This is a genomic window from Iningainema tapete BLCC-T55, from assembly GCF_014698965.1.
GTDB lineage: Bacteria > Cyanobacteriota > Cyanobacteriia > Cyanobacteriales > Nostocaceae > Iningainema > Iningainema tapete.
This window is the reverse complement of the sequence record NZ_JACXAE010000061.1, coordinates 87,254-113,791: the sequence shown is the minus strand read 5'-3', so window position 1 is coordinate 113,791 and position 26,538 is coordinate 87,254. Positions and strand designations below refer to the sequence as shown.

The 26,538-nt window shown below is 42.6% G+C and carries 29 protein-coding genes and 2 pseudogenes; 13 read left to right on the top strand and 18 right to left on the bottom strand.

Annotated features, from left to right (window positions below; genetic code table 11):
• Window positions 1-54: 54 nt before the first annotated feature.
• Window positions 55-1,317, bottom strand: a complete 1,263-nt coding sequence (gene larC, locus ICL16_RS18285) for a nickel pincer cofactor biosynthesis protein LarC (protein WP_190830350.1) — start codon at window positions 1,315-1,317, stop codon at window positions 55-57.
• Between the two features lie 81 nt (window positions 1,318-1,398).
• Between larC and ICL16_RS18280 the strand changes: the two genes are divergently transcribed.
• The 4 genes from ICL16_RS18280 (at window position 1,399) to rbfA (ending at window position 4,649) form a co-directional block, all read left to right on the top strand.
• Window positions 1,399-2,055, top strand: a complete 657-nt coding sequence (locus ICL16_RS18280; protein WP_190830348.1) for an L-threonylcarbamoyladenylate synthase — start codon at window positions 1,399-1,401, stop codon at window positions 2,053-2,055.
• Window positions 2,056-2,533: 478 nt separating this feature from the next.
• The gene (locus ICL16_RS18275; RefSeq protein WP_190830346.1) at window positions 2,534-3,742 is read left to right on the top strand and encodes a HetZ-related protein; all 1,209 of its coding nucleotides are present in this window, start codon (window positions 2,534-2,536) and stop codon (window positions 3,740-3,742) included.
• Window positions 3,743-3,981: 239 nt separating this feature from the next.
• Entirely contained in the window at window positions 3,982-4,188 is a 207-nt protein-coding gene (locus ICL16_RS18270) for a DUF751 family protein (protein ID WP_190830344.1), read from the top strand.
• Between the two features lie 68 nt (window positions 4,189-4,256).
• On the top strand, window positions 4,257-4,649 hold the full coding sequence (gene rbfA / locus ICL16_RS18265) for a 30S ribosome-binding factor RbfA (protein WP_190830341.1): 393 nt from the start codon (window positions 4,257-4,259) through the stop codon (window positions 4,647-4,649).
• Between the two features lie 83 nt (window positions 4,650-4,732).
• On the opposite strand, the gene ppk1 is transcribed toward rbfA, so the two are convergent.
• Window positions 4,733-6,877 (bottom strand): polyphosphate kinase 1, encoded by a 2,145-nt coding sequence (gene ppk1 / locus ICL16_RS18260; protein ID WP_190830338.1) that lies wholly within the window; start codon window positions 6,875-6,877, stop codon window positions 4,733-4,735.
• A gap of 257 nt (window positions 6,878-7,134) precedes the next feature.
• On the opposite strand from ppk1, the gene ICL16_RS18255 reads away from it, so the two are divergent.
• Window positions 7,135-7,773 carry a histidine phosphatase family protein gene (locus ICL16_RS18255; RefSeq protein WP_190830329.1) on the top strand — a complete coding sequence of 213 codons (639 nt, stop codon included), beginning with the start codon at window positions 7,135-7,137 and terminating at the stop codon, window positions 7,771-7,773.
• A 67-nt stretch (window positions 7,774-7,840) separates the two neighbouring features.
• On the opposite strand, the gene ICL16_RS18250 is transcribed toward ICL16_RS18255, so the two are convergent.
• Window positions 7,841-8,836, bottom strand: coding sequence for a metal ABC transporter solute-binding protein, Zn/Mn family (locus ICL16_RS18250; RefSeq protein WP_190830327.1), 996 nt, complete (start codon window positions 8,834-8,836; stop codon window positions 7,841-7,843).
• A gap of 147 nt (window positions 8,837-8,983) precedes the next feature.
• Between ICL16_RS18250 and ICL16_RS18245 the strand changes: the two genes are divergently transcribed.
• The 3 genes from ICL16_RS18245 (at window position 8,984) to ICL16_RS46845 (ending at window position 10,329) form a co-directional block, all read left to right on the top strand.
• Window positions 8,984-9,424 (top strand): SLC13 family permease, encoded by a 441-nt coding sequence (locus ICL16_RS18245; RefSeq protein ID WP_420485288.1) that lies wholly within the window; start codon window positions 8,984-8,986, stop codon window positions 9,422-9,424.
• Between the two features lie 407 nt (window positions 9,425-9,831).
• A complete protein-coding gene (locus ICL16_RS18240; protein WP_190830318.1) occupies window positions 9,832-10,068 on the top strand; it encodes a hypothetical protein in 237 nt (78 codons plus the stop codon).
• A 126-nt stretch (window positions 10,069-10,194) separates the two neighbouring features.
• Window positions 10,195-10,329 (top strand): hypothetical protein, encoded by a 135-nt coding sequence (locus ICL16_RS46845; protein WP_273038953.1) that lies wholly within the window; start codon window positions 10,195-10,197, stop codon window positions 10,327-10,329.
• Between the two features lie 211 nt (window positions 10,330-10,540).
• Here ICL16_RS46845 and ICL16_RS18230 read toward each other — a convergent pair whose 3' ends face one another.
• The 7 genes and pseudogenes from ICL16_RS18230 to ICL16_RS48025 all read right to left on the bottom strand — a co-directional run.
• Window positions 10,541-10,999, bottom strand: a complete 459-nt coding sequence (locus ICL16_RS18230) for a hypothetical protein (RefSeq protein WP_190830317.1) — start codon at window positions 10,997-10,999, stop codon at window positions 10,541-10,543.
• A 10-nt stretch (window positions 11,000-11,009) separates the two neighbouring features.
• Window positions 11,010-11,417: a hypothetical protein gene (locus ICL16_RS18225; protein WP_190830315.1), complete on the bottom strand. Its 408-nt coding sequence runs from the start codon at window positions 11,415-11,417 to the stop codon at window positions 11,010-11,012.
• Between the two features lie 209 nt (window positions 11,418-11,626).
• Entirely contained in the window at window positions 11,627-13,756 is a 2,130-nt protein-coding gene (locus ICL16_RS18220; RefSeq protein ID WP_190830312.1) for a M13 family metallopeptidase, read from the bottom strand.
• A 128-nt stretch (window positions 13,757-13,884) separates the two neighbouring features.
• Window positions 13,885-15,171 (bottom strand): hypothetical protein, encoded by a 1,287-nt coding sequence (locus tag ICL16_RS18215; protein WP_190830310.1) that lies wholly within the window; start codon window positions 15,169-15,171, stop codon window positions 13,885-13,887.
• A 332-nt stretch (window positions 15,172-15,503) separates the two neighbouring features.
• Window positions 15,504-16,139 carry a hypothetical protein gene (locus ICL16_RS18210; protein ID WP_190830308.1) on the bottom strand — a complete coding sequence of 212 codons (636 nt, stop codon included), beginning with the start codon at window positions 16,137-16,139 and terminating at the stop codon, window positions 15,504-15,506.
• Window positions 16,140-16,297: 158 nt separating this feature from the next.
• Window positions 16,298-16,480, bottom strand: a complete 183-nt coding sequence (locus ICL16_RS48030; protein ID WP_475579359.1) for a response regulator — start codon at window positions 16,478-16,480, stop codon at window positions 16,298-16,300.
• Window positions 16,481-16,527: 47 nt separating this feature from the next.
• Window positions 16,528-16,797, bottom strand: a pseudogene (locus ICL16_RS48025) (histidine kinase dimerization/phospho-acceptor domain-containing protein); the annotation flags it as partial.
• A 36-nt stretch (window positions 16,798-16,833) separates the two neighbouring features.
• Between ICL16_RS48025 and ICL16_RS18200 the strand changes: the two are divergent.
• A pseudogene (locus ICL16_RS18200) lies at window positions 16,834-17,617 on the top strand (SLC13 family permease); the annotation flags it as partial.
• 72 nt (window positions 17,618-17,689) lie between these two features.
• On the opposite strand, the gene ICL16_RS18195 reads toward ICL16_RS18200, so the two are convergent.
• From ICL16_RS18195 to ICL16_RS18180, 4 genes are all read right to left on the bottom strand, one after another.
• Window positions 17,690-17,953: a type III secretion system chaperone family protein gene (locus ICL16_RS18195; RefSeq protein WP_190830306.1), complete on the bottom strand. Its 264-nt coding sequence runs from the start codon at window positions 17,951-17,953 to the stop codon at window positions 17,690-17,692.
• 374 nt (window positions 17,954-18,327) lie between these two features.
• The gene (locus ICL16_RS18190; protein ID WP_190830304.1) at window positions 18,328-18,801 is read right to left on the bottom strand and encodes a cupin domain-containing protein; all 474 of its coding nucleotides are present in this window, start codon (window positions 18,799-18,801) and stop codon (window positions 18,328-18,330) included.
• A 78-nt stretch (window positions 18,802-18,879) separates the two neighbouring features.
• Window positions 18,880-20,109 carry an MFS transporter gene (locus tag ICL16_RS18185; RefSeq protein WP_190830303.1) on the bottom strand — a complete coding sequence of 410 codons (1,230 nt, stop codon included), beginning with the start codon at window positions 20,107-20,109 and terminating at the stop codon, window positions 18,880-18,882.
• Entirely contained in the window at window positions 20,106-21,110 is a 1,005-nt protein-coding gene (locus tag ICL16_RS18180) for a chromate resistance protein ChrB domain-containing protein (RefSeq protein WP_238360824.1), read from the bottom strand. Before ICL16_RS18180 ends, ICL16_RS18185 begins: the two co-directional genes overlap by 4 nt.
• A gap of 155 nt (window positions 21,111-21,265) precedes the next feature.
• Between ICL16_RS18180 and ICL16_RS18175 the strand changes: the two genes are divergently transcribed.
• The 3 genes from ICL16_RS18175 (at window position 21,266) to ICL16_RS18165 (ending at window position 24,228) form a co-directional block, all read left to right on the top strand.
• Window positions 21,266-22,819: an AAA family ATPase gene (locus ICL16_RS18175; protein WP_190830299.1), complete on the top strand. Its 1,554-nt coding sequence runs from the start codon at window positions 21,266-21,268 to the stop codon at window positions 22,817-22,819.
• A gap of 145 nt (window positions 22,820-22,964) precedes the next feature.
• Window positions 22,965-23,951 carry an AAA family ATPase gene (locus tag ICL16_RS18170; protein WP_238360823.1) on the top strand — a complete coding sequence of 329 codons (987 nt, stop codon included), beginning with the start codon at window positions 22,965-22,967 and terminating at the stop codon, window positions 23,949-23,951.
• Entirely contained in the window at window positions 23,935-24,228 is a 294-nt protein-coding gene (locus ICL16_RS18165) for a DUF4276 family protein (protein WP_337907068.1), read from the top strand. Before ICL16_RS18170 ends, ICL16_RS18165 begins: the two co-directional genes overlap by 17 nt.
• 326 nt (window positions 24,229-24,554) lie before the next feature.
• On the opposite strand, the gene ICL16_RS47730 is transcribed toward ICL16_RS18165, so the two are convergent.
• On the bottom strand, window positions 24,555-24,761 hold the full coding sequence (locus tag ICL16_RS47730; RefSeq protein ID WP_420485287.1) for a darcynin family protein: 207 nt from the start codon (window positions 24,759-24,761) through the stop codon (window positions 24,555-24,557).
• Between the two features lie 29 nt (window positions 24,762-24,790).
• Between ICL16_RS47730 and ICL16_RS18155 the strand changes: the two genes are divergently transcribed.
• Complete coding sequence (locus tag ICL16_RS18155; protein WP_202895603.1) at window positions 24,791-25,183, top strand: hypothetical protein; 393 nt, start codon at window positions 24,791-24,793, stop codon at window positions 25,181-25,183.
• 32 nt (window positions 25,184-25,215) lie between these two features.
• Here ICL16_RS18155 and ICL16_RS18150 read toward each other — a convergent pair whose 3' ends face one another.
• Genes ICL16_RS18150 through ICL16_RS18140 form a run of 3 tightly spaced genes read right to left on the bottom strand, consistent with a single transcriptional unit; the run spans window position 25,216 to window position 26,514 of the window.
• Entirely contained in the window at window positions 25,216-25,596 is a 381-nt protein-coding gene (locus ICL16_RS18150) for a PIN domain-containing protein (RefSeq protein ID WP_190830293.1), read from the bottom strand.
• Window positions 25,597-25,609: 13 nt separating this feature from the next.
• Window positions 25,610-25,864 (bottom strand): hypothetical protein, encoded by a 255-nt coding sequence (locus ICL16_RS18145; RefSeq protein WP_190830291.1) that lies wholly within the window; start codon window positions 25,862-25,864, stop codon window positions 25,610-25,612.
• Window positions 25,865-25,911: 47 nt separating this feature from the next.
• Entirely contained in the window at window positions 25,912-26,514 is a 603-nt protein-coding gene (locus ICL16_RS18140) for a hypothetical protein (RefSeq protein ID WP_190830288.1), read from the bottom strand.
• Between the last annotated feature and the right edge of the window lie 24 nt (window positions 26,515-26,538).

Genomic DNA, 26,538 nt, shown 5'->3' with positions numbered 1-26,538 from the left:
GTAGTGTAACTTTGATTTTGTCCGGGAGTCGCCCCACCGGGGCGTCTCTACAAATCAATTTTGATTTTGTGCGTACCAGCTTTGTAATGCCAGTCGCTGAATTTCCCGCCAAGGAATATGATGTTGTCGCGCTAATTGCGCACAATCTTCGTATTCTGGCTGCACGTTGGTGATCACTTTTTGAGTATCACGTCCTGTCCATGCTACTTTAACACCCACCACGCCATATTTAGTTTCCACTTGTTGAATGTATCGGTGTAAAATAGCACGTTGTTGAGTGCTGCGGCGAATACCTAAAGTGGTAGTTTGGTTAAATAAAACAGCTTCACAGTTAGGTAATTTCTCTGGATGACAAATCACAGTCAGCAGAATTCCCGGACGAGATTTTTTCATGCCAATAGATTGGGTGAAAACATCTACAGCCCCGGCAGCAAATAATTCCTCGAATACGTAACCAATCGCTTGTGGACTTAAATCATCAATTTGGGTTTCCAGAACAGAGATAGTTTCCAACTGTGGGCTAGTATCGCTAGATTTTAAAGTTGCTTCACCCACCCAAAGCTGTAAAATATTAGGAATAGGTAGATTGAGCGAACCAGATCCTAAACCTACTTGTTTAATTGTAATTGGTGGTGGCGCACCAAAATCTGTGGCAAGAGTAGTAGCGATCGCTGCTCCTGTCGGTGTTACCAATTCTTTATCTATCCCGTTACTATAAACGGGACAACCGCGCATCTCCCATAACTTTAACACTGCTGGTACAGGCACTGCCATTTGTCCGTGGGCTGCGCGAACAGTTCCTCCTCCTGTTGGTAGCGCTGAGCAGTATAGTAAAGGCATTCCTCTATCATCACTATCCAAACCCAACCAATCCAAACCTAAACAAGTGCCGACAATATCCACAATCGCATCCACAGCACCGACTTCATGAAAATGAACTTTTTCTGGAGCTATGCCATGCACTGCTCCTTCTGCTACTGCTAGTTGCCGAAATACCGCCAAACTCCAAGCTTCTGCCCGTGATGGCAAATTAGCTTTGAGAATCATCTGCTCAATTTCGGGAAGATGGCGTCCATGATGGTGACTATGTTCATGGTGATGGTGATGGTGATTATGTGTCAAGTCTACAGTAGCTTTTGTCGCCTGCTGACCATTACGGTGAACAAGTTCTGTGCTTAACTTGTACTCCAGCTCAATTCCCAATCCGTTGAGCTTGTCAACTAAATATTCTACAGGAACACCCAAACTGAAGACTGCGCCTAAACACATATCACCAGATATACCTGTTGGACATTGAAGATAAGCAATTTTATTCATAATTTAGTCATTAGTGATTAGTCATTAGTATTACAAAGGACAAAGAACAAAGGACAAAGGACAAATTACCATTTTTTTTTCATGGCAAAAATTTTTCAACTTCATCCTGATAATCCTCAAGTTCGACGTATAGAGGAGATACAAGCAGCGCTGCAACGTGGTGCAGTGATGCTTTATCCTACTGATACAGTTTATGCGATCGGTTGTGATTTAAATGCCAAGTCGGCGGTAGAGCGAGTGCGAAAAATTAAGCAGCTAGCAAATGACAAGCCACTGACATTTTTGTGTTCTTCATTATCTAATGTAGCGACTTATGCCTATGTAAATGACACAGCCTATCGAATGATGAAGCGCTTAGTTCCAGGACCGTTTACTTTTTTGCTGCCGGCAACTAAACTGGTACCACGCCTGGTGCAAGAACCTAAACGGAAAACCACTGGCATTAGAGTACCTAATCATACTGTATGCCAAGCGTTGTTAACGGCTTTGGCAAATCCGATTATTTCTACTTCGGCACATTTACCTCAAAAGACAGATGACGATTCTATGGAGATGGAAGTAGAACCATCACTGTCACGGGTAGAACTATTTGACAGTTTGGACAATTTAGTAGATCTAATTGTGGATACTGGCGAGGAACCCACATATGAAGTTTCTACTATTTTGGACTTAACAGGAGAACAACCCATGATTACTAGGCGGGGTAAGGAGTGGGAAAAAGCTGCTGCATGGGTATAAAATAGTAACTACACAAGCTCCCAGGTCAATTACTGAAAAAAGAATCAATACTCACCAGTTTGAGTATTGTCATATTGATTACAGTTGAGTGAGCAGGAGCAGTTAGGAGAGTAAATCACCATGTATTAAGGGTTTGGAGTAGTTTTAAAGTCAACAGTAGCATAGCGTGCTTATTTAATCTTGGGTGGATGATATGGAAACCGACACAATTATATCCCTGTCACTTTTATAAATTTTTTACATTATATATGTAAGCCGTACTGGTAGCGCCTCTTGACGTGTAGTCAAGAGTTAGCTCAAGTTAGGTAAGCTTGATAGAAATGTTTTTGTGTGGCAGTGCATACTTACTCGATAACAGTCATATAAGTGAAAAGTACTGACACCGACTCTTGATTGATTGCATCTCAAGAGCTTTTCTGAGAGTTACCTCAGCAGTGCTGTTTTTGTCTTGTCGGTGCATACTTACTCGAGAAAAGTCATGAAAGCAAACCTCGCCAATTCACCCGCTTTAAACCACCATGATTCCATCACAGAATTACAATCCACTAATACTAACGCTTTAATTGAGCTGCTATATAAAGAAATGCAAGCTCAGGTGAAAGCCGCACCTAAGTATGTACAGGATGTAGCAAAACGTATAGCGATAGAAGTAGAACGCATTTGTAATAAAAGTTACCGTATTCAATCATCAGGGGAAATTAAATCTTGGCAGGTAACTTTGGCAAAGCATCGTTTACAAAAATGCTTGCGTTACTACCAACTGGGTTCACGTCAAAGTCGCGTAGAATTACATAGTCAATTAGGTGCTATTGTTTATCGCCACGTTGCTCCGGCAGGCAGTGAGCTGTCATTTGATGCCCGTTATAATCTCATTGAAGACTTCTTACAAGCATTTTATCTAGAAGCAATCAAGGCTTTCCGGCGGGAAAATGAACTACCGGAAAATTACAGCCCACGCACTAGTCTAGAATTAGCAGAGTATATGGCTTTTACTGAGCAATATGCTAAGCGTCGCATCAGTTTACCGAATGGTACAAATCAACAGTTGATCATACTACGTGCGCAAGGTTTTGCTCGCCGTCAGCCCCAAGAAACAACCGTTGATATTGAGCAGGCAGTTGAATCGGCTAAAAGCGAAGAAGGCGAATCTTTTCAACGCAATTTTGCTGTGCAACAAGTGCGATCGCAAATGATTGCCCAATCGAATTCTGATATAGTCGAAGATGGTGAACGCGATCGCGTGATTGCGGAACTAGTAAAATACCTAGAAGCTCAAGGTCAAAACGACTGTGTAGATTACCTAGCCTTAAAACTCCAAGATCTCACAGCACCTGAAATTGATCGCATACTCGGTTTAACTAGCCGCCAGCGCGACTATCTACAACAACGTTTTAAATACCACGTAGAAAAGTTCGCCAAACAGCACCAGTGGCAGTTAGTGCACCAATGGTTGGGAGCAGGAATTGAACACAAGTTGGGGTTATCCTCTCAACAGTGGGAAAAATTTGTCGCTCAACTTTCTGAACAACAACGCCAAATCTTGCAACTAAAAACAGAACTACATAGCGATCAAGCAATTGCTAAATCACTTAAATGCACTCCCAAACAGTTGCAAAAGCGTTGGACTCAACTTTTAGAATTAGCGTGGGCTATCCGCAACAATAACACAGAAGCCCAAGTGGGCTGAAGTTATAGTTACCTGCATCACGGCACAATATCACTAAATCTTTCGGGCTGTATCCTGCTTGTAAATACTAAATTGATGATTGCCCCCGTAACCTTTAACCCCATATTATTTCTTAATTCCCCCTGTCGGGGGAATTAATATTTTAACCAATTCCACGGAAGGACTAATATAGATTACAATTAGGTTAAACAAAGACAAAAAATAAATGTATCGTTTATAACAAGGCAATGTAAATTAAAATGTTTGAAGGATTTTGGATTAACGTTCTTCGCTACATTCGTTATTTTGTCACCACCCTCTTAGGTGTATTGTTAAGTGTAGTGGAATCATTGAGACAGCTTTTTCAACGCCCAGTGACAGCGATCGCGCTACTAGGCTTAATAGTTGGAGGTTTTGTCTTTCTTACTCTCACCCTACGAGCAATGCTGGGCTTGAGTACAATTTAAAAGTAAAGCTACGTCTTTAAAGCGTGGTAGTATCGGTTGTGACAACCTCTGTGAGGAGGCAAAATTTTATGGCTACAAGTCGCCGCGTTTCCCGCGTGTCAGAATTAATTAAACGGGAAGTTAGCCAAATGTTACTCAACGGCATCAAAGATGATCGTGTGGGTACAGGAATGGTGAGTGTTACTGATGTTGACGTTTCTGGAGATTTACAACACGCCAAAATATACGTCAGCATTTATGGTACAGAAGAAGCAAAAAAAGAAACAATGGCTGGTTTAAAATCGGCAACAGGTTATGTTCGCAGCGAACTAGGTGCGCGAATGCGCCTGCGTCGCACACCAGAAGTTGTGTTTATCGAGGATCGTTCTATCGAACGCGGTACTAAAGTACTAACGCTATTAAATCAGTTAAGGCAAGAACGTCCCAAAGACGAATACGAGGATAATATGGATGAAGAATAAAGATTTTTAGAACCACAGATGGACACAGATTAACACAGATTATTTATTTGTGTCCATCTGTGTTAATCTGTGGTTTCATTTCATTATTGTTGAAGCGCCTTCTGCATCAAAATATTCTGGGAGCTTCTTTCCTCTTCGCCGGAATGGGGGTGACGTTGGATATATTTACCATCTAAGTGTAGATCCCATGCTTGGCGATTGTCTGCTAGCATAATCTCTAGGATTTCTTTGAGCTGTTGAGCGATGTCGGGATCTTCTACTGGTGTAACTGCTTCTACCCTTCTATCTAAGTTACGGGGCATCCAGTCGGCGCTACCAATATAAAATTCTTCATGCCCGTTGTTATGGAAGTAGAAAATACGGGAGTGTTCTAAGAAACGTCCAATAATGCTAATTACCCGGATATTTTCACTTACTCCTTCTAGCCCAGGACGTAGAGAACACATACCGCGTACAATTAAGTCAATTTGTACGCCAGCAACAGAGGCTTCGTACAAGGCAGTAATGATTTGTGGATCGACTAGCGAGTTCATTTTAGCAATGATTCGACCAGTGTGTCCTTTGCGGCAATGTTCAATTTCTCTATAGATTAAAGCTAACATGCGATCGCGCAATGTCAGTGGTGCAACTAACAGTTTGCGGTAAGACTGTTGTCGTGAAAATCCTGTGAGGTAGTTAAATAAATCAGTTAAGTCAGCGCCTAAATCTTCTTGGCAACTCAATAGCCCCAAATCAGTATAGAGTCTAGCAGTTTTGGGATTGTAGTTACCTGTACCAATGTGAACATAACGACGAATGCGCGAGCCTTCAGATCTTACTACCAGTACAATTTTAGTGTGAGTTTTCAAACCCACCACACCATACACCACATGTACACCAACATTTTCTAACTTGCGTGCCCAGTTCATATTATTTTCTTCGTCAAAGCGGGCTTTTAGTTCTACTAAAGCCACAACTTGCTTTTCATTCTCAGCTGCACTCATCAAAGCTTGAACAATTGGAGAATCTCCAGAGGTACGGTACAGTGTCATTTTAATCGCCAGTACATCTGGATCGTTAGCGGCTTGAATGATAAACTGCTGTACTGTGGCGTTGAAAGATTCATAAGGATGGTGTATGAGCATATCCTTATGCCGAATTTCTGCAAAAAAGTCTTTTCCTACTTCTACTAAAGAGGTATTTTGAGGATCAACATCGCCAACCCATTTTAAACGAGGAGGTATTACCGGAGTCCAAGGTTTATCTTTGAGTTCTTCTAAAGGTAATGCCATAAAAGACATTAAATCATTCAAGTTCATTAACCCTTCTACTTCATATATCTGTTGCGGTTTCACTTCTAATTCTTCTATCAGCCTTTCACGAATATAAGTTGGAGTAGATGCTTGAATTTCTAGACGCACTACAAAACCATCAATACGTCTTTTGCGAATTTCCTGTTGCATCGCTACCATAAGATCATCTGTTGCATCCTCCTGCACAGGAAAATCAGCATCCCGTGTAATCCTAAACATGTGATACCCTAAGATTTTCATCCCAGGAAATAACAACTCCAGATTGTTAGCTATCACTTCCTCCAACGCTACGCCTGCCCAAACGCAAGTTCCATCTTGAGAAAGTAACTCTTTTGGGAAGGCAACAAATCGTGGTAGAATGTTTGGCACTTTCACTCTCGCAAACCTTTCTACCTTGGTTTCCGGATCTTGAACTTCTACAGCTAAGTTCAAGCTCAAATTTGACATGCGGGGAAATGGATGTGCTGTGTCAATTGCCAAGGGTGTGATTACAGGAAAAACACGCTCTTTAAAGTATGTTTGTAAATAAAAGCGTTGCTCTTGATTTAGATTACTATATTTGAGCAGATGAATGCCGTGCTTTGCTAATTGAGGAGTTAATTCTTGCTCAAAGTAACGATGCTGTTTAGTAACTACCGGATGAAGGAATTTAGCGATCGCATCTAATCTTTCCTCTGGCGTACGTCCATCTGGACTTAATTTGCTAGCCTGTGCTTCTAATAGTTCTAAAATTCCCGAAACTCTCACCATGAAAAACTCATCTAAGTTGGAACTAAAAATTGCTGTAAATTTCAAACGCTCCAACAATGGTGTTCTTTGATCTAGCGCTTCATGTAGTACCCTGTTGTTGAATTCTAACCAACTTAGTTCTTGGTTGTGATAATATTGTGGATCGTTTAAATTAATTTTTGCTTCGCTTTGTTTTACCTTAGCCATGATTATTAATCCTAATAAAAAACACGGGCTGTACTTTACACTACGTTAATATTACTAGATACCCGACTTCTTAAAGAAGTCGGGTATCTTTCTTGATGTCTCATTAATAAAGATTTAAAGTATTTTTAATTTAAATTTAAAGAGACAAAAGAAAGTAATTATGGTAATGGCAAAAATATTTTAAATTGAAAACACCATAGTTTCTATTAAAGTTAAACAAGAAAAACTGTAAAATTGGAAGAAAATTTGGAAATTTTATGAGTTTAAGGCTATATCTACTAAGGCATGGAGAAACATTTTATAGTCGCACGGGTGGTTACTGTGGTGATTTAGATCCAGAATTAACACCAGAAGGAACTCAGATGGCTTCATCTTTTGCAGATGCCTACAGTTCCATACCCTGGACAGCAATATATTCTAGTCCAATGAAAAGGACGATCGCCACTGCTAAGCCTTTATGTGATGCTACAGGCATGGAGATGCAATTGCGAGATGGGTTGAAGGAAATTAGGTATGGTGAGTGGGAAGATAAAACTCAGGAGTATGTAAAACAGCATTACGCGGAAGATTATATCCGCTGGTTAACAGAGCCTGCTTGGAATCCCCCCACCGGCGGAGAAACATCTGTACAAATCGCTAGTCGTGCTATGCTAGTAATTGCAGAAATTGAACAAAAGCACACGACGGGTAATGTTTTAGTAGTTTCTCATAAAGCAACGCTGCGAATTATTTTATGTAGCCTTCTCGGTATCGACTTGGGACGTTATCGCGATCGCATCAGTATCCTGGCTGCCTCTTTAAGTATTGTTAAGTTTGGTGAACATGGTCCTTTACTGGAAGTACTAGGTGACAGGCGTCATTTTCCTGAACATTTGCTGGCGTTAGAAGGAACATGAACTAAATCAAGAGAAGTCCATCCTTAGAAGCCCGACTTCTTGAAGAAGTCGGGCTTCTGATTTCTCGCTACTTCGTTACTTTTGGGCGAAAAATCAAATATGTACCACCCAACCCTTCCACAATTGTGCGAGTATTGGCAACCATCATTTTTTGGTAAGTGTCTCCCTCGCTTCCTGACGCACCTAAATCGTCAGCAAATAGTCGTCTTTCGGAAACTTTGACTCTAGCTTGTTGAGCGATCGCTTTGACTAAATTAGGGTTAGCTGTGGTTTCTGTAAAAATTTTGGGTACGCTAGTTTTTTGAATGCCTTGAACCAGTGTTTTTACACCTGCCGCAGAAGCTCCTCCACTGCTGATACCTTTTAAGGCGCTAGCATAAGAAAGACCGTAAGCTTGAACATAGTAACTCATTGTATCACGAGTCGTAACTAACTGACGTTCATCAGCGGGAATGCTCGCAATTCGTGACTTAATCCAAGTATCTAATTGAGTTAGTTCATTTTTGAGTTTTTGCGCGTTACTATTATATAGAGAAGCATTTTTAGGTAGTAGTCTACCCAAATTAGTATTAATTACCTCTACCATCCTGATCCCGTTTTTAGCATTGTGCCAAACATAAGGATCTGCTGGTATGTTACCATAATCGTTTAAAGGTATGGGCTTAGGAACTGCACGTTGACCAACGGCGATTTTAGGCACATTATTTTTACTCGCCTTAATTAATTTAAATACCCTTGGTTCAAGATTATACCCACTATAAAGGATAAGTTTAGCTTGCTCAATCGCTGCACTGTCTTCTGGCTTTGGTTGATAAAGATAGGGGTTGCGATCGGGGGGAATTAAGCAGGTAAGATTAATAGTCTCTCCGGCTACCTGTCTAGTTAAATCACATAGTACACTGGTCGTTACTACGACTATAGGGAGATTATTATTGATTTGAGCAGAAGTAACTGTGGTAGAAGTGTTTGCTACATTACTTAGATTCTTACACCCAAATAAACTAATCGTCAAAGCTAAAAAACCAGCCTGGAAAGATTTAGCATTTAGTAACTTTTTTGACATAAAAAATCCATAGGCGCTAGTATAATTTGCGGTAGGCGACCAAGGTGTTTAGTAAGTTTCATTTACGTTTATGAGTTGATTTTGCAATCTAAATCATGAACTTAATTGTAGCGGCTGGCAGAATTGGCATGGTAAAAATATAGATAAATGAGAATTCTGCAATATCTTGTTATTGTACTGATTCCTTACCTGCTGGCACTAGCTGGCGCAACTAATCTCGGTTCAGTAGCAACCTTGAGCGGCAATCCGCAAAACATCCTCATCGGTTCCTTTTCTGGCATTGGCTACTTGGAGTTTGCTGTTGCCCTCACGCCTTTGGCAGTTGTGAGTCTTTTAATTCAAATTGGTTTGCTATGGTGGCTGTATCCAGAAGTACGTTCCTTACAAGCCAGCTTCAAGGCAAACCCAAAGCGCTATCGAGTGTTTAAACCCTTGCTAATCAAAAGCTTGCTCATCACAGCCGGACTGTTGGTGGCATTTTTAGTCGGTATTCCTACGGCACAAGCAACGCCAATTGCCGCAGGATTGTTACTAGTGACGCGACGAGTCAAGCCAGAACGGATTTGTCACTTCAATATTTGCAGCTAGGATCAGATTTTTGGTCGATCTAGCTGTGAGGTAACCTAAGATATTGTTTCAACGTAGACAGTTTCACTCATATAGAATAGGCTGCTAGCCCTTCCATCTTAACCCAAGCCGTCATCCGTCAAGCAAAAGCGTGGGTTGACATTGAAAACCCTCTTTTTTCTGATACTTAACATATAAAAATTTATCAGATATTTCAAAGATGACGACGATCGCTCTCGTGGTGTTGAGCGCTCACCCCAGTAGTCAGTGGCTAATGTGATATCTGGTAAGCGACATGTCAAAATTTTGCTTAAGTGGTTATGTACAAAACTTTATTAAAGCTTTACTGTTTCTCTACTGTTTAATCTACACAATATATAATGTAATAATTAATATATAGCTAAACCGTAAATTTATTGAGATATTTTATGGCTTCCGAAACAGTACAGTTTGAAATGCCCAGCAGTGATGTGATTACTATTAAATTGGTTGAGCACGGCTCAGGCGGAGTAACTATGGAGCCAGTTTCCGGTAATCCTAACAGCATCCATCACCATGCTTTTGAAGATAGAAACGAAAACTGGAATATATTGATTCGTGACCAATATGACCTAATTCTTGATCTGACGAGTGCAAACGCAAATTTTACTTTAGAGCGACAATAATGTGTTAAGACGACAAATAATCTGTTATCCCACAGCTATGGTACTAACTTGTTTTTATAAGAAATTTTATATATTATGGTCGATAGTGAGGATATTCCAGAGGTGTAATTACGCCCTCTTGTCTGGATGGGGGATTCTCGCAAGAATATCCGTGAGTTTCCCGAAGATGTGCAGAAAGCGGTAGGTTATGCGCTGCAACTAGTGCAAGGAGGAGAAACCTTCGCCCCCGGAATGCAGGAAGTCAGAGTGCTGAGACTGTAGTTTCTCTATAGTGTTAGAAACAGCTTTTTGTTTTTTACCATTTTCATGACACTAGCGACAGTGCTTATATAAAGTAGCCGCACAGTATTAATGACAACGCTTACCTGAGGTTTGATGCACGTAATCTTGCATCCTTACTGTAATAGTTGCTGCTTTAAACATTGTATGATTTTTTTATTAGATGAGCTTACCCTGATTGCATCAAGAAAGACTAGTAGAGATAGATGGCACCTTTTGGGTCTATATAAATAGAACGTGTTATACCATAAGTCGCTGGCTTGGCTGTAATGGTAACAATTAGTTCATTATTTACAACCTTGATTCGAGTGCGTAAATTCATTTCTTTGACATCGGTGTATACCGTCAGGTCTACTGGTGGTGGTAGATAGCTGGTATGGAGTGTACCAAAGGTAATAGACTTCTGAGGCGATACGTTGTGTTCGCGTGATGTTGGTTCTGCTAGTACAGCTACGATGCTAACATTAGACTGATTCACAACACGAATTCGGATGGGCTTGTTAGGATTAATGTTAGCGATTGATGCCCGTCTATCGTTTTGTTGTTGTGGTGCTTGCTGAATCAACTCACTTTGTTGAGCAGTAGTGAACTCAGATTGGGCTGTTACACCCATTGCTATTAATACCGCTAAAACTACAATTTTCAATTTCATTAATGATTTTCTAGTAATCTCTATATTGGATATTACGTGTAGAACACTTGGTTACAGTTCGATATTGAACACGGTCGGGAACTTCATTTTCCTGACCAGCAAATCTCTTACCGTAGTAACCATCTCTAAAACCGCGTGCAAATTCTCCACCTGCGGTACGTGGTTTAAATGACTCTCCTCGTTGAGCACTAGCAGTTCCTTGACGATAACCATCGGAATAAGCACCAGGATGATTGGCAGCGTCCTCAGAAACGTATGGTTCCGTTACGGGATGGCATTCAGTTTCTACCATTTGCTCACGATGTTCTTGATGGGAACGATGTCGATTTCTTTCACGACCGAAAGCGGTTTCATTGAAAAATAACAAAGATGGAGCGGTAGTTATAGTTAATAAACTAATAAGAATGATTTTTTTCACTGTTACTATCCTTCAAATACATACTCATTTTCAAAAAACAGGAGCCATTTACTTGTATTAAAAACTATCAAAATTTAATGTTTTAGATGATTGTGAAGGTATTGTTGGGTAATGAAGACTTTCCTCTCAATAAATCCTCCACAAGCATCAAGAGAACGTCAAACTCCGCATAAAGATGAGCGTAGCCTTGGACCTTTGCTCTTGTATTTCTACCATAATTTTACGCGGTCTTTCTTATCCAGCCACATGGGATCGCCGGGTTTGATAGCAAAGGTCTTGAAAAACCCATCTTCATGTTGTAAAGCAGCAAAGCCACGATAAGAGCCTGGAGGATGCGGATCGGTTGCCGCCAGTTGGCGAATAGCGCTTTCATTAGCCTTCTCAGCCCATAGCTGAGCCCAGGCAATAAAGCAACGCTGTTGTGGTGTGTAGCCATCAATCTTTTGATTAGCTTGGGGATTTTTCTTCAAATACTGCCCTAGCGCCTCATAAGCTAAGCTAATCCCACCGATATCAGCAAGATTCTCCCCTACCGAGAGCTTTCCGTTCAATTTCACCCCCGGAAGTACTTGAAAAGCATCTGCTTGTTTCACCAGTTTCTCTGTCTGCGCTGAGAACTTAGTAGCATCTTCATTAGTCCACCAATTCTGGAGATTGCCTTGAGCATTGAAGAGCCGCCCTTGACTGTCAAAGCCGTGAGTGATTTCATGACCAATTACAGCACCAATAGAGCAAAAATTCACTGCAGCATCGCTCTTTGGATCGAAAAATGGCGGTTGTAGAAACGCGGCTGGAATCTCAATTCCGTTTGTTGTGGGATCGTAAGCTGCATTAACAGCGATGGGCAATGTTCCCTGTGAGTTGAATTCATCATGGGTCAACGGTTTGCCTAACTGTGAGAGATTACGGTGGCTAAGAAATTCATTGATTCGCATGATATTGCCAAAATAGTCATCCCGGCGAATATCAATACTCGAATAATCGATCCATTTCTCCGGGAAACCCACTTTGATCTCCATGCGGTCGATTTTCTCCAGTGCTGATTTACGGGTGGCATCGCGGAGCCAGCTGTTTGCTTTCAGCCGCTCCTTGAACAAAGTCTTGATTTGCCCCAGCATCTGTTCTACCCTCTGTTTGGCTTCTGGAGAAAAATGTTCCTTGATATATAGTTGGGACAAGGGATGACCGAGTGTTGTTTTAATTTGAAGGGTCACGCGCTCAGCACGTGGCGGAAATTCAAATTCGTTTCCATAATATGCCTTAAGAAACACAAGTGCAGGCTTGTCAAACGCCGGTGTCAAGTAGGGTTGATTGTCACTTAAAACACCCCAGCGCAAATACGTCTTGATGTCATCCATTGAGTATTCCTTCAGCATTTGGTTGAGATCTGCTAATGAACCAGAATCCACAACAATGACATTTCCTTTCGTTGGTAATCCCAACTTCTCAAAATAGCTCTTGACATCGAAGTTTGACAACAAAGACTCAAGCTGTGCAAACGACATCTTTTTGAATCGCTTTTTGAGATCTCTTCGCTCAACGGGGCTGAGTTGCTTGCTGGCGATACGAGTCTCCATTTCCAAAATCTTCTTGGCGTCAGCTTTTGCTTTTACAGGAGAACTGCCAGCGATTTCCAAGTTAGCGGCTACATAATCCAAATAAGCTTGACGGATAGCAGCTCTGTTTTGACTCAAATAATCCTCTTGGGTTGGTAAGTGTATAATGCCACCAGCTATGTAGATGGCATTGGTTTTTGCGTCCTCAATATCCGATGAAATAGAAGCTGCCAAAATGGGCGTCTGACCGAGCTTCTCCATCTCGGCAACGGTTTTAGCTAACGCTTGCGGCGAATCGATTGCCTCAACACGGTCAAATACAGGCTTCAGGGGAGACACTCCCAAACTTTCTAGGCGCTTCACATCCATGCCAGAAGCATATAAATCGCCAGTCTGTTGCAATGGACTTCCTTTTGGAGCCTTAGCACTTTGTGCAGCTGCTTGTTGGGTTACCTGCTGTATTTGCTTTGAAACCTGTTTGCTCAGTAGGTCGAATCCTGATACGCTCAGTAGGTCAGGAGGAATCTTAGCAGCATCTAGCCATTTGCCTGCTGCAAACTTATAGAAGTCCTGCTTGGGGTTTACCTTGGTATCCATTTTGGATACCGAAAAGCCTATGGGAAACCCAGCATTAGAAACTTGTTCGGATTTGTTACTACCAACTTTGTTGTTATTGGACTGATTACCTAAAGAGATGGTACAGGATATAGTCTCGATCCCTAGAACTAGAAGGATACTGCTAGCTAAGGTGCGGGAGATGGGAAATTGCTTATTATTTGTCATATTTATTTTTAGTCATATTGTTAGCTTTAATTTTTAGTTATATTGCCAGCTTATTAATTTTCATGTTTTACAAAAATAAAATCACGAACATACTTCATATGTCAAGTGTTGCATCATACAATTTAGATCTAACGTAAATTTTTCAATTGGATCGCCCCTCCCGCGAAAATTGAACTGGTTGGAACATTGAATAAACTGAGAGTCCAAATAATTCCTACTATCACCAAAACAAAACTAACGAATCCCTTTAAAGCGGACGCGATCGTTGTACTTCTCAGAGCAATTCGTTGTACTTCTCCGAACGAGAGGAGGGGATTGGCTTTCCAGGAATGCATTAAGCGATCAATCAAACTTTTGCTGATGCGGATCGCTAAACTAATGCCAAACCAAATTGCAATCAACGCGAGTGGTGTTGCCCATACGTAAAGGCTCCATTGCATCAATAGGGGGACTGTGGACATGATGCGAGCAATGCCGATGTACCACATCAAAATGAAAATCCAGAACAGTGCCCATTGGAGAAATTTGTCAATGTCTAATTGACGCTTCAGACTAAATTGGTGTTGGAAAGTTGTCAAAAATTGCGCTCGCAAATCCGCAATTTCTCTTGCTTTCATTTCTTCTCCTTCCGTAGTTTCTGATGAGGCAATTGCTTCGGATTTCTGTGCTTTTTCCGCTTCTGCAAGTACCGCTAGTTGCTGTTGATAACGGGCTTCTAGGATTTGTTGTCTACGGGTCAACATTCGTCTCAGAAACCAGATCGTAGGGCTGGCAATCAACAAGCTCAGCAAGATTTGAAATGCCTGTACCACACGCTGGGCAATGACTTTCTGTGCAGTCAACTGTTTGAACCGAACCATTTCATCTTGAAGAATCTTTTGCCATTCCTGGGCTAATTTGTCCAGAGTTTTGCCATTAAAGTCGGCATCTGGTTCTGTTACGGTTACCACGCGAATTGGAAGGGTAGATTTATCATTACGAATTTCCAGGACGGGTCGGTTATTCAAGGTGGCGACAGTGACAGTTGGCGTCTGTTGAGCACTGATGGTTCGTTTGAAAATCCTCCACAACCGCTCATTCACCTCTTTTGCCCGAACTTCAACCGGGAGTTTCCCGTCCGGGACTTTATCGCGATTAAAAATTGTGGGAGAAGTGACATCAAACAATTTATTGTTATCCAGCGGCGATTGGATTGGAGCCGTTTCATACTCCCCATAGCGGTTGACTGTAGATGGAGGATGAAGGGAATCATTGGCAGCATTGGCTGATAGTAAGGGCAGTTGGCTCTGGGCGATCGCACAAGAGCCAAGCACCAGCAAGATCGTCGTCAAACAGAGCGGCACAAACCGAATGATTATTTGGCGGAATCGATGGAATAGAAACATAAACACAAAAAACTTATCCGTCTTCAGCATGTCACTCTAATACACTAACCTCGCAATCGCACAAGTTCGTTTCGCCAAAAGGCGACCAATGAATCGGTCTCCACAGATTGCCCAGATTGCTTTACCCTCCATTTACGAATTGCAAGTTCGTTTTGGGCTTTGACGATCACTACTGAGGTGCGCCGATTTGTATGTTGAATGCGACGAGTTTTGAAAATGCGATCAGACTTCACCGCTTCGTAATTCTTCAGTTACTACTAAGCACCCGCTTGATTAGAGTGGTAATAACTCAAAGAGTGGATATTGCCCACTTCATAAGCCAGCTCCCTATAGTTGGTTAATCCGTCTTGGTCAGATAGCAACTACCTCTGACAATCTTCAGATCCTCCAGTGTAGACGATCGACTGGTAGCGCCCTTGCTCCGTTAGAATCGTCACACAGTAGTTGGTTTTGCCTTCCAGCCAATAGCTATAAACAGAATCGCCTGAAGCAGAAGTCTTGACGAATTGATATCCCCGTTGTTTGATCTGTTTTTCTGCTTGTCCTGCCCTTGCCCCCACCAGATCCTGCAGGCGAGAAACGATAGTACCAGCATCAGGCTGACGAGCATAGCCAGAATTGCCGCTGTTGCGATCGCCTGAAGTTTGTCCATAGGGAGCTTTATCCCAGTAGACATAGATCGATTCATTGGCGAGGCGATAAATTTGCCCCCTGTCACCCAGTCCAGACTGCCGATAGGCAGCACGACCATTCTGATCGCGGTAATTGCCGGGTTGACCACCCACAGGGCGTAGGTTATAGCGTCTACCATTTTGCAGTTGAATGGAAACCACACCCTGCCGTTGCGAAAAGGTACAGGAACTCGAAGAGGTAGCGCGATCCTCGCCTTTTGGATACACATCGCAACGGGCATTCACTGTGTCTGCTATGGCAGTAACAGTAATACCGAAAGAGGCTATCAATACTGCCATAGCTAAAAGAGCATTTGAAAGCTTCATCTCAAGACAATCTCATTAATTAGGAAAGGGAAACAACAAAGATCATACCTTAATCTGCATTAGGCGTGACGCATTTTAATTTAAGAATAAAACCTAAGGAAGATTTCAAAATGACACAAATAGTTAGAAAAACTGATAAAATAGTAATATAAATTAATTCACCATCTAATTAAACTCACGATCGCCGGAACAAGTATTTCTGGGTCGATTGGTTTAGAAACATGCTGTTGAAATCCGGCTGCTAATGCCTGATGCCGATCGCTCTCCCCAGCATAGGCAGTGAGGGCAACTGCTGGAAGCTGCTTACCTTGTACCATTGCCCGAATTTGTCGCATCAGCATATAGCCATCCATCTGAGGCATTCCGATGCGCTAATGATGACAACCTTTGGTGAAAGTGTCGTCTGAATTTGCAGTGACTTAGCTTCTGCTGCTAATCGAACGGTTTCTAAAGCAGTTCTTATCACTACACTCAGATCAACGGGCAGAACATTCAAACTCAGTTTGCCGCGTAGAATGCGAGAGATATCGAGCAAATCCTCAATTAATTGCACCTGTAGCTTGGCATTGCGTTCAATAGTTTCGATGGCATAAGCGGTTTTGGGTGCATCCAATTTACCATTGCGAAGTAAGCTCGTCCAACCCAAAATTGGGTTAAGTAGTTAGACAGATTTAATTACACAAATAAATAATAAATTTTGGCACTAGCTGGCGCAACTAATCTCGGTTCAGTAGCAACCTTGAGCGGCAATCCGCAAAACATCCTCATCGGTTCCTTCTCTGGCATTGGCTACTTGGAGTTTGCTCTTGCTCTCACCCCTTTGGCAGTTGTGAGTCTTTTAATTCAAATTGGTTTACTATGGTGGCTGTATCCAGAAGTGCGTTCCCTCCAAGCCAGCTTCAAGGCAAAACCAAGGCGCTATCGAGTGTTCAAACCCTTGCTGCTCAAAAGCTTGCTCATCACAGTCGGACTTTTGGTGGCATTCTTAGTAGGTATTCCTACGGCACAGGCAACACTAATTGCCGCCGGATTGTTACTGGTGACGCGACGAGTCAAGCCAGAACGGATTTTGCCTCAAGTTGACTGGGATTTGCTGCTGATGTTCTCTGGGCTATTCATTCTCACCGAAGGAGTGCAGAAGCTCAACTTGCTGCAATGGTTTTCTCGATTCGTTGATACACCGCTCTCGCATTCTGGGCGTAACTGCTTTGCTTTCCAACTTGGTGTCTAACGTTCCTGCTGTATTGTTGCTGCATCACTTGATTCCCCATCCCGATACCCGCACTTGGCTACTCTTGGCAGCCGCTTCAACATTGGCAGGTAACTTGATGCTGTTGGGTTCAGTCGCAAACTTGATTGTAGCAGAGGCAGTGGCAAAGCAAGGTTATCGCTTAAGCTTTTGGGAACACCTGCGATTTGGCTTGCCACTCACAGTAATTACCCTGATTCTCACTTATTTGTTTCTTTACTTGAGGTAAAACTAGGTTTGTGCAGTGAGCAGTAAGCTAGAATTAATAACGAATCATAAAATCAACCAAGAAACAAGAACACTAAAATGCACATTTTTCTCGCCTACTTCTATCAGGTATTCTTAGCCTAGTATAAACACCGCAAAGTTGAACACGTTCTGGCGGTAGGCGCAGTATTGCACAGCATTTTTGCACAGCAGCTTGGTACTCTCGCCATTGCATACGAATTGCTGTACTAGCATCATCTGAGCCTAAATCTTCAAATCTTAGCCCAGCCCGGAATAGCCAAACTTCCACATCAGTTGTCTCACCAACTGGTGAGGATATAAAATTATCACTCTTCATAGATATAGCACCTCTTTCTCAAACTAAAGTTGATTTAGATGAGAATTAACTATCTGGTCTTTTACTATTCGATTAAGCTACGTCTCAAACTCATTGAACTTTGTTTTACCTCTATCTAAAAGTAGATTTTGTGAAATTTGAGTGAAATATTATACATATATTTCAGTAACTTAATTTCAATATATTCATAATTTATTGATAATGGCAATTTTGTTTTTATATTAAATTAATAAAAAAAATTTATCATCAAAAGTATTACGGGAGCATCTCCTTTTTGGCGTTGCATATTTGCAGCACTCGCTGTGCATTTTTTGTGGGATGGGACGTATTGCCCATCCCTTTCGTTTTGAGTCAAAGACGGCTAGATCGTAAGTTTAATCGTCTAACTCGATTCTGCGAAACTCCGATGGTGGGTTAGGCACTTTTTCATGAGCACAGGGTAGGGGAGACTGAGCCAACACCACAATCATTCTCTCTGTTCCAGTATTGATGATCTCATGTCCCACATCTTTGGGAATATGAACGCAAGCTCCAGGTCCTACAGCCGCAATCTCATCACCCACAATCACATCCCCTGTACCTTGGACAAAGTAGCAAATCTCGTCACTTCCTGAATGTTTGTGCAGAGGGTTTGACTGCCCTGGCTCAATGCAGTAGATATTGAAGTGCATGGAGTCAGTTTTGAAAATTCGTCGCCGCACAAAGAAACGGGGATTGAACTGAACAATTTCCTCTAAAGTTTTGAGATCGCCATTGGTTAACTTGCGGGGAGCTTCGAGAAGACTGGTATCTGCTTGAAGAGGAATCAAATCAGTTTCATTGGTAATTTCGGTAAATTCGGTATGCATAGTTAGTTTCTCCTTGATTAACTTCTTTTGGTTGAACTAGTGTTTTAGCAGCGCTAAATCACTACATTTTTTCTATCGTTAGCTGCGAACGGGTTCCTGCCTGACACCAATCCGAAAAGCTAGTGCTGCTGCAATCAAAAGTCCTGATATTAAGGCAAAAGAAAGGCGGAAATCTTCACCGCCTGACCAACTAATTAATACACCTGCTAATAAGGGACCTGCTGCGTGTCCGACATCAAAAATGGTTCCAAAGGTACCCATTGCCGAACCTAAGTTACTTTCACTGCAAAAGTCTGCTACCAATGCTGCGGTTCCTGAAGTGACAATCGCCTCTCCAATGCCAAACACCGCAGCTAAAACTAGTAAGACGGCATAGTTTTGAAACCAGGGAATGAGGGCAAAGGGGATTGCACAAGCAAACATTCCCCAAAATATTAGGGGTAATCGCCCTCTCCTGTCTGACAACCTACCCATCAATGGTTTAGAAAAGGTTGTTACCAGAATTTGTACGCCCCACAGCATCCCCGCTTGAAAGGCACTAAATCCGCAAATCTTGACAGCGTATATGGGTAAGAAAGCTTCCAAGGCTCCAACTGAAAGGTTTTGCACTCCTTCCATATTGCTGGAAAGCAATACCCGTCTGTCCATCAAGATTTCTCGAATACCCGTTTTAAACTTTCTCCAAACTGCGCTGAGTGTGCGCTTTTGTTCAGATGGTTCTTCCCATTGGTCTATTAGCACCAACAAAGCGATCGCCAACGAAGCTGTACCCAAGGCTGCAACCACGCCATAGATAATATGGAAGTGGACCAGGCTAGGTGTGCCACTTCCTGCTAGCTGAGTCAGCAAAAACCCACCCAACGGCGCTCCAATCAAATTGCCCATGATGGTGACAGATGAGAACCACGACAGCATTTCTGCTCGTCTGTCTTTAGCAATGCTAACGACTACAGCCATCGCTACAGGTCCGTAAATTGCTGTAGCAAAGCCATGTAGGAAGCGCACCACAATCAAGGCTTGATATGAAGATACTAGTAAGTAGGCAAAAGGCACTAGGGCAAACACTAAAAGTCCCACGAAAAGCGTCCGCGTTTTACCCACAACATCCGAAACGACTCCGGCTGGCATTTTAAAGAAGATGCCAGTGACAGTGGAGATAGCAACAGCGAAACCGATTGCCTCTGGTTGTGCTCCCAAACTGGCAGCAAACAGTGCCAAGACGGGAGTACGAGCTAGGGCGTAAGAGGCACGAGCCAAAAACCCGACCAGACAAAGACTGGTGAGCTTAGACTGCTGTTTTGCACTCATGATTTTAATTCCTCTGAAGCTTGAGATGAGCTATCTTCAACCCGGAGGCGTTGCCCGTGAGAAAAAGCAGTGTACAGTCCTTCAAACAAAGCAACTCCTTTAGACTCCAGTTCAGTGTCAGAAAGATTTGCCAGTAACCACCCCCGTAGTACAACTTCTACTCCAGCGGTTTCAGGGCGTGCAAACAGCCCATCTCGCAAATCGATTTCGTGAACAATTTCCCCAATAACTTGCATCGGTGAGTCCTCTAAATCGAAAGCTCTTACCATCACCTCAAAGGTACAAAGATTGCCACAGTGTTCAAATTGAGCCTCTTTCATTTCAAAAGCGATTTCATCCGGTACAGCCGAATGGGAGTAGCGAATTACAGCATTCGCATTGATGAATTTGCGGATGAGCCAGATGCAGGCTAGGCGGTCTACATAGGGTCGGGGTCTAGTTACCCAATGCTTGTTTTGGTACTCCGCGATCGCTGTGCGTGGAATCTCCATTACCATAGAGGTGCTAGGGGAGAGTGCTTGAGCAATCCGGTTCAGATGAGATGTAATACGTGGTCCATCAGGACAGTCAAAGAAGTCCACGCGGGCAATCTCGCTTTGTTGTCTCCGCAGCTTTTCTAAGGTTTCTAGCATACTGCTACGCTCTTCGAGGCTTATGTTTGGATTGATAGCTTTTTCCAGTTCAATTGCTTGAGTTTCCACCTCCTGATACTCTTCGCTACGAGCAGTACGAAATAGTTCAATGATTTCCTCATCTGCCAATCCCTCAAATCGCTCTACCCGCATAACCAGTGCTTCGCCCTTTGCCTGTTGCACTTCCTGTGCCAGCCATTGGAACGATTCAACACACTCATCACGAGCAGGCAGGACGTTAATCCCGCCTTTGAGAGAGATGGCTCCCAGTCGTCGCAATCGTCGCCACAGTGCAACACGAGGACTAGAAGACGACTTGGAAGGGAGAGAGTAAGAGAAAACCATCCAACTCAACTTTGATACCTCCATTTCACTTTTAGAGTAATATGTATTTCAAAAATAAGCAATATCTGTTTCACAAATAGTTACTGTATTAATGCGGTGCTGACGCAAACGTACAGCTTCTTTTGTGAATAGCGAACTACTGTTAAACTTGATGCAGAGCGATCGCACTTCATATCCCTATGTCTCGTTGGTTTAATACCGCAGGTCCTTGTAAAGCGGATATTCATTATATGCTACCGCCCACGGTTCGGTTGCCTAACTTGGAGCGGATAATTGCCCAAGAAAGCTATTTCGTCATTCATGCACCGCGTCAAACAGGCAAAACCACCGCAATGCTGGCGCTGGCGAAACAACTTACAGACAGCGGACGCTATACGGCAGTCACGGTATCTGCGGAAGTAGGAAGCCCTTTTAGCGATCGCCCAGAGACTGCTGAACTTGCTATTCTTGATGCTTGGCGATCGCGTGCTATGTTATATTTACCCCCGGATTTACAACCTCCCGATCACTGGGAGGAAGCACAGCCAGGACGACGAATTCAAGCTGCTTTACAGGCTTGGGCGCAAGCGCAAAAGCGACCATTAGTGCTGTTTATTGATGAAATTGACTCGTTACAGAATGAAGCGCTGATTTCAGTTTTGCGACAGTTACGTGATGGCTATCTCGTTCGTCCCCAAGACTTTCCCATCAGCGTCGGATTAATTGGCTTGCGGGATGTGCGCGATTATAAGGTTGCTTCTGGAGGTAGCAACCGATTGAATACAGCAAGTCCCTTTAATATCAAAGTCCGCTCTCTAACCTTGAGGGATTTTAATGAGTCGGAGGTAGGTAATTTATACCAACAGCATACTGAAGATATGGGACAAGTTTTTACGCCAGAGGCGATTCAGACAGCATTTTATTTGACTCAAGGACAACCTTGGTTGGTAAATGCGCTTGCCAAAGAAATTGTCGAAGAGATGGTGACAGATACAAAGGTAGCTATTACATCCGAACATATTAACTCTGCAAAAGAAATCTTGATCGAAAGACAGGATACCCATCTTGATTCCCTTGCCGAACGACTACGAGAACCGAGAGTCAAAGCAATTATTGAACCAATTTTAGCAGGGTTGGAACTTGGAGATGTACCGAATGATGATATCCAGTTTGTCATCGACTTGGGTTTGTGCAAAAAAGACCCTTTGGGAGGACTGGCTATCGCCAATCCCATTTACCGCGAGGTTTTACCCAGAGTATTAACTGTGACACCGATGGCTTCATTGCCTCAAATAGCACCTACTTGGTTAACTACTGATGGTAAGTTAGATACGGATGCTTTGTTGCAGGCGTTTTTGGTGTTCTGGCGGCAGCATGGGGAGCCATTACTAGGTAGCGCTTATTACCATGAGATTGCACCGCACTTGGTACTAATGGCATTTTTACATCGTGTGGTTAACGGGGGTGGAACTTTAGAACGGGAATATGCCATTGGACGTGATCGCATGGATTTGTGTTTGAGATATGGGAATGTAACGTTAGGGATTGAGTTGAAGGCTTGGCGAGATAAAAGAGGCGATCCAATGGAATCAGGTATTGAACAATTAGATTCTTATTTGGCGCGGTTGGGAGTAAATTTTGGTTGGTTGGTGATTTTCGATTTACGCTCTAAAGCTTTACCTATAGAAGAGCGCTTGAATACTCAAGTTACAACTACAAAAAATGGACGTTCTGTTACTATTGTCCGGGCATAAGACACGAAAGTAGTATAGATAAAAAGCATGGTACCGGGAGATTCCATGACGGGGACGAATGGTAACAAACAACTGTCGAGAATAGTTTTAAGCATGCTTCAAATCGATCGCCTGCTGTGACCTTGAACTCTCCAGAGTTAACATTTTGATTGGAGCTAACGGCGCTGGAAAATCCAATTTTACAAGCTTCTTCCGCATGGTTGGGCAGTTGCTTGAGCAGAACTTGCAAGTTTTTGTTAGCCGTCAGGGTGGTCCCGATGTACTATTGTATTTTGGGCGTAAAACAACCCAACAACTAGAGTTTCAATTATACTTCGGTAATAAAGGGTACTTCGCCACATTAGAACCAACCCAGGATAATCGCTTGATGTTCGCTCTTGAGTCCTTTTGGTCGAACATGACTGGTGAGCATGAAATAGGTAGGGGGCATTTTGAGACACAGGCTTTAAGTGGTACTGAGACAGGTATTGACAAGTACGTTTTGTCTACCATGCAGCAATGGCGAGTTTACCATTTTCATGACACCAGCGACAGTGCTTATATAAAACAACCGCACGGTATCAATGATAACGCTTACCTGCGGACAGATGCACGTAATCTTGCATCCTTCCTTTATCTGTTGCGCGATCGCTACCGAGCATCCTATGAGAAAATTGTCAAAACTATCCGGCTTGTTACCCCGTTCTTTGGCGACTTTTACCTGCGTCCTTCTCCACAAAACAAGGAAGTAATTGAACTAGAATGGTTCGAGCAGGGGCAGGATGTTCCGTTCAAAGCACATCTGCTTTCGGATGGCACGCTGCGTTTCATGTGTTTGGCAACCGTTTTCCTGCAACCTGAAGACCTTCAGCCTGAGACAATTCTCGTTGATGAGCCAGAACTGGGTCTTCATCCGTATGCCATCACCATCTTGGCATCATTGATACGTACTGTCAAAAAACAAGTGATTGTTTCAACCCAGTCAGTGGAACTACTCAACGAATTTGATGCTTTTGATGTAATTGTAGTAGACCGTAATGAGGGGAAATCATCTCTTCGCAGATTGGTGAGGCACGAGTTGGAGGAGTGGCTATTGGACTATAGCCTGGGTGAGCTTTGGAAGAAAAACGTCCTGGGTGGGAGACGAGTTTGAAGGGCTTCTGTACAGCAATCCACAGGTTTTTTTTGCATGGTTTGGTGAAAGTGCGGTCAGTATTTTGCAAGCTGAACGTAACGGCTTTCCTTCACCTGAACATATTAACGACAACCCACTAACAGCACCCTCAAAACGAATTCACAATAGTTGTGATGGATATGACAAACCATTGCATGGTTCACTACTTGCTATTGATATTGGGCTGGATTCCATCCGTCAGCAATGTCAACATTTTAACCAATGGTTGCTGCGTCTTGAAAACATAATTACATAACTTTTTCCGATCGGAAAGCGATTTGCCCTAGTTGACTGACAAAACTCCTGAAAACCCTGAAAAATCATAGAAAAATCGTAGGTTGAGGAGCCAGCGCTGCATCCGGGTTTCCCACTATCACGGCATAGGAGCGTTTGAGGCACGTAGACGCCCGCAGGGCGGCTTAAAGCAGAGTAACCCAACGCGAAACATGAGTGAATGTTGGGTTGAGCAGAGCGAAACCCAACCTACGTGAAATATTTTGTCAGTCAATCAGGCGATTTGTCTCATCGCACTCGGCACTCCGTTCCAACAGGGTTGTGATGCTGCGTTGCGTGCCTCGGTTGTCAGCCAGAGATAGGCGCGACTCCATAGTAGTTAGCATAAGCGTTCTCAATGGCAGGAATAATCTCAACAATTTCAAAATATGTTCCCCAGAAAAGCGTTTCTCTCAGCCTCTCAACCAGAAACTGATATTCCTGAACTTCGGCTGTCTCCCACATTAGCACATCAGTAAAACGACCCGAAAAGGCTTCGGAATCAAAAAAGCGCATCTGAACAGATGGATGTTTTTTGAGGATTGGTGAGATTATCTTGGACAGGAACTCCGCTAGAGATAGCAATTCCGGAACTGATTAGAGCCGTGATTGCTGCTCATGCCATCAATCCACGACTACATCAGGTGTTGAATGAGGAAATTCCACGTTCAGAACGATTGCAGCAAATGCAGCAGGCGGAAGAAAGAATTGCCGGATTGTTGCGGGCTTATCTTGAACGATGGAACTCGCGCATTCATCCCTCAAATCTGGAAATGACGGTTTTCATTTTAGGGCGCACTGTTGAATCGTTATGTCATTCAGCCGTCATTGAGCATCCAGACTTTGTGATTGATAGCCAGTTTGAGCAGGAAGTTTCCAACCTCTTACTTTCCTATCTTGTTGGGAAACCATTGCTTAATGCTGACCTAAAACCTTAAAATTTTATCTGTAAGAGCTGACGCTAATTCTTTCAACGCACATAAGGCTGTACTGTAACCAAACCAGGTATAACTCGATAATGTTTGACATTAAAAGTACAAAGTTTTGCACCTTGCCCAACAGCACAAGCACCAATTAATGCATCAAGCAAACCCAAACTATTTGAAAGATGATAGGTTGTAAAGTCTGATAAAGCACGAGCGCAATCAGCCTCGGTAGCCCAGACTACAGGTAATGGAGCAACAAGTTTGAGAGCCTTATTAACTTGTTGCATATTCTGAGCGTCTTGAATAAGTTCCATGACGACAAAGCCAGGAATGCTAGGTAGTTCGGGCAAACTGGTAAACCAAGCCAAAGCAGGAGGATGACCGCGTTGGATGTCAATTAAAATATCAGTATCTAATAGATACATTAGTCATACCTGTCTAAGAGCGTCTTTGAGCATCATGTCGCAACTGACGAGCGTGTACTTGACTGTCGGCAATATCAGTTCGTGAACCTATCACACCAACGCTTTGCCAGTATGTGACTAATTCTGCTCCAGTTTGTGGTGGATTTTCTAAAACTTGTCTCTTAGACAGGATACGTAGAATATATTCGGACAGCGGTAGGTTTAGTTGAGAGGCTTCGGTACTAAGTTCACTTTCTAACTCTGGCGGTAAATTTAGACTGATAGTCATTTTTTATACCTAAATTTGATTTGAGCTTGATTGAGTTAAGTCATATTTTAGCTTCTCCTAAATGGTGTCGCTAAAATTCCCAGAATTTCTTCGAGTCGTGCAATGAAGTATTCACTTCTGTCAATTGTGAGGATTTGTGCTTCGAGTGTTAAAAACTTCCACAGAGTGCCAGTTGAGACTACCCCATATATTGTCTGTAATAGTCCTTTGCGCTCGTTAAATATTTGAGCTGCTACCATTTCAGCTACGCATTGTCCTAAACCCAGCTTAATGTCATTGTCTTTGGCTTCAACCACTGTAATGACTGGGGCAGTAATTAACAACTGATTTTCTGAAGCGCTCAGAATAAAATCACATACACCATTGAGTCCTCTACTTTCATCTACGTTAAATGAAATTCCTGAGAAATAACCAATTTTGCTTTGGAAAATTCTTCTAACTTCTAGAAGAATCGGAGTGATAATTAATTCAGACCTTGCCTTTTCAGTACTGATATTAGTAGCTAACTCTAGGGTTTCTGCCAAAGTTTCTTTCAATCGTTCAGACGGTTGAATTGGAGTAACTTGAGCAAATAGGTTATGACTTTCTTGAAGAGTAAGATTCAAATCATTAATTGCTTTATCAAGAGTTTTAAAATCGCTGTATGACATTGTAATTTTATAAAAATTTTAGCA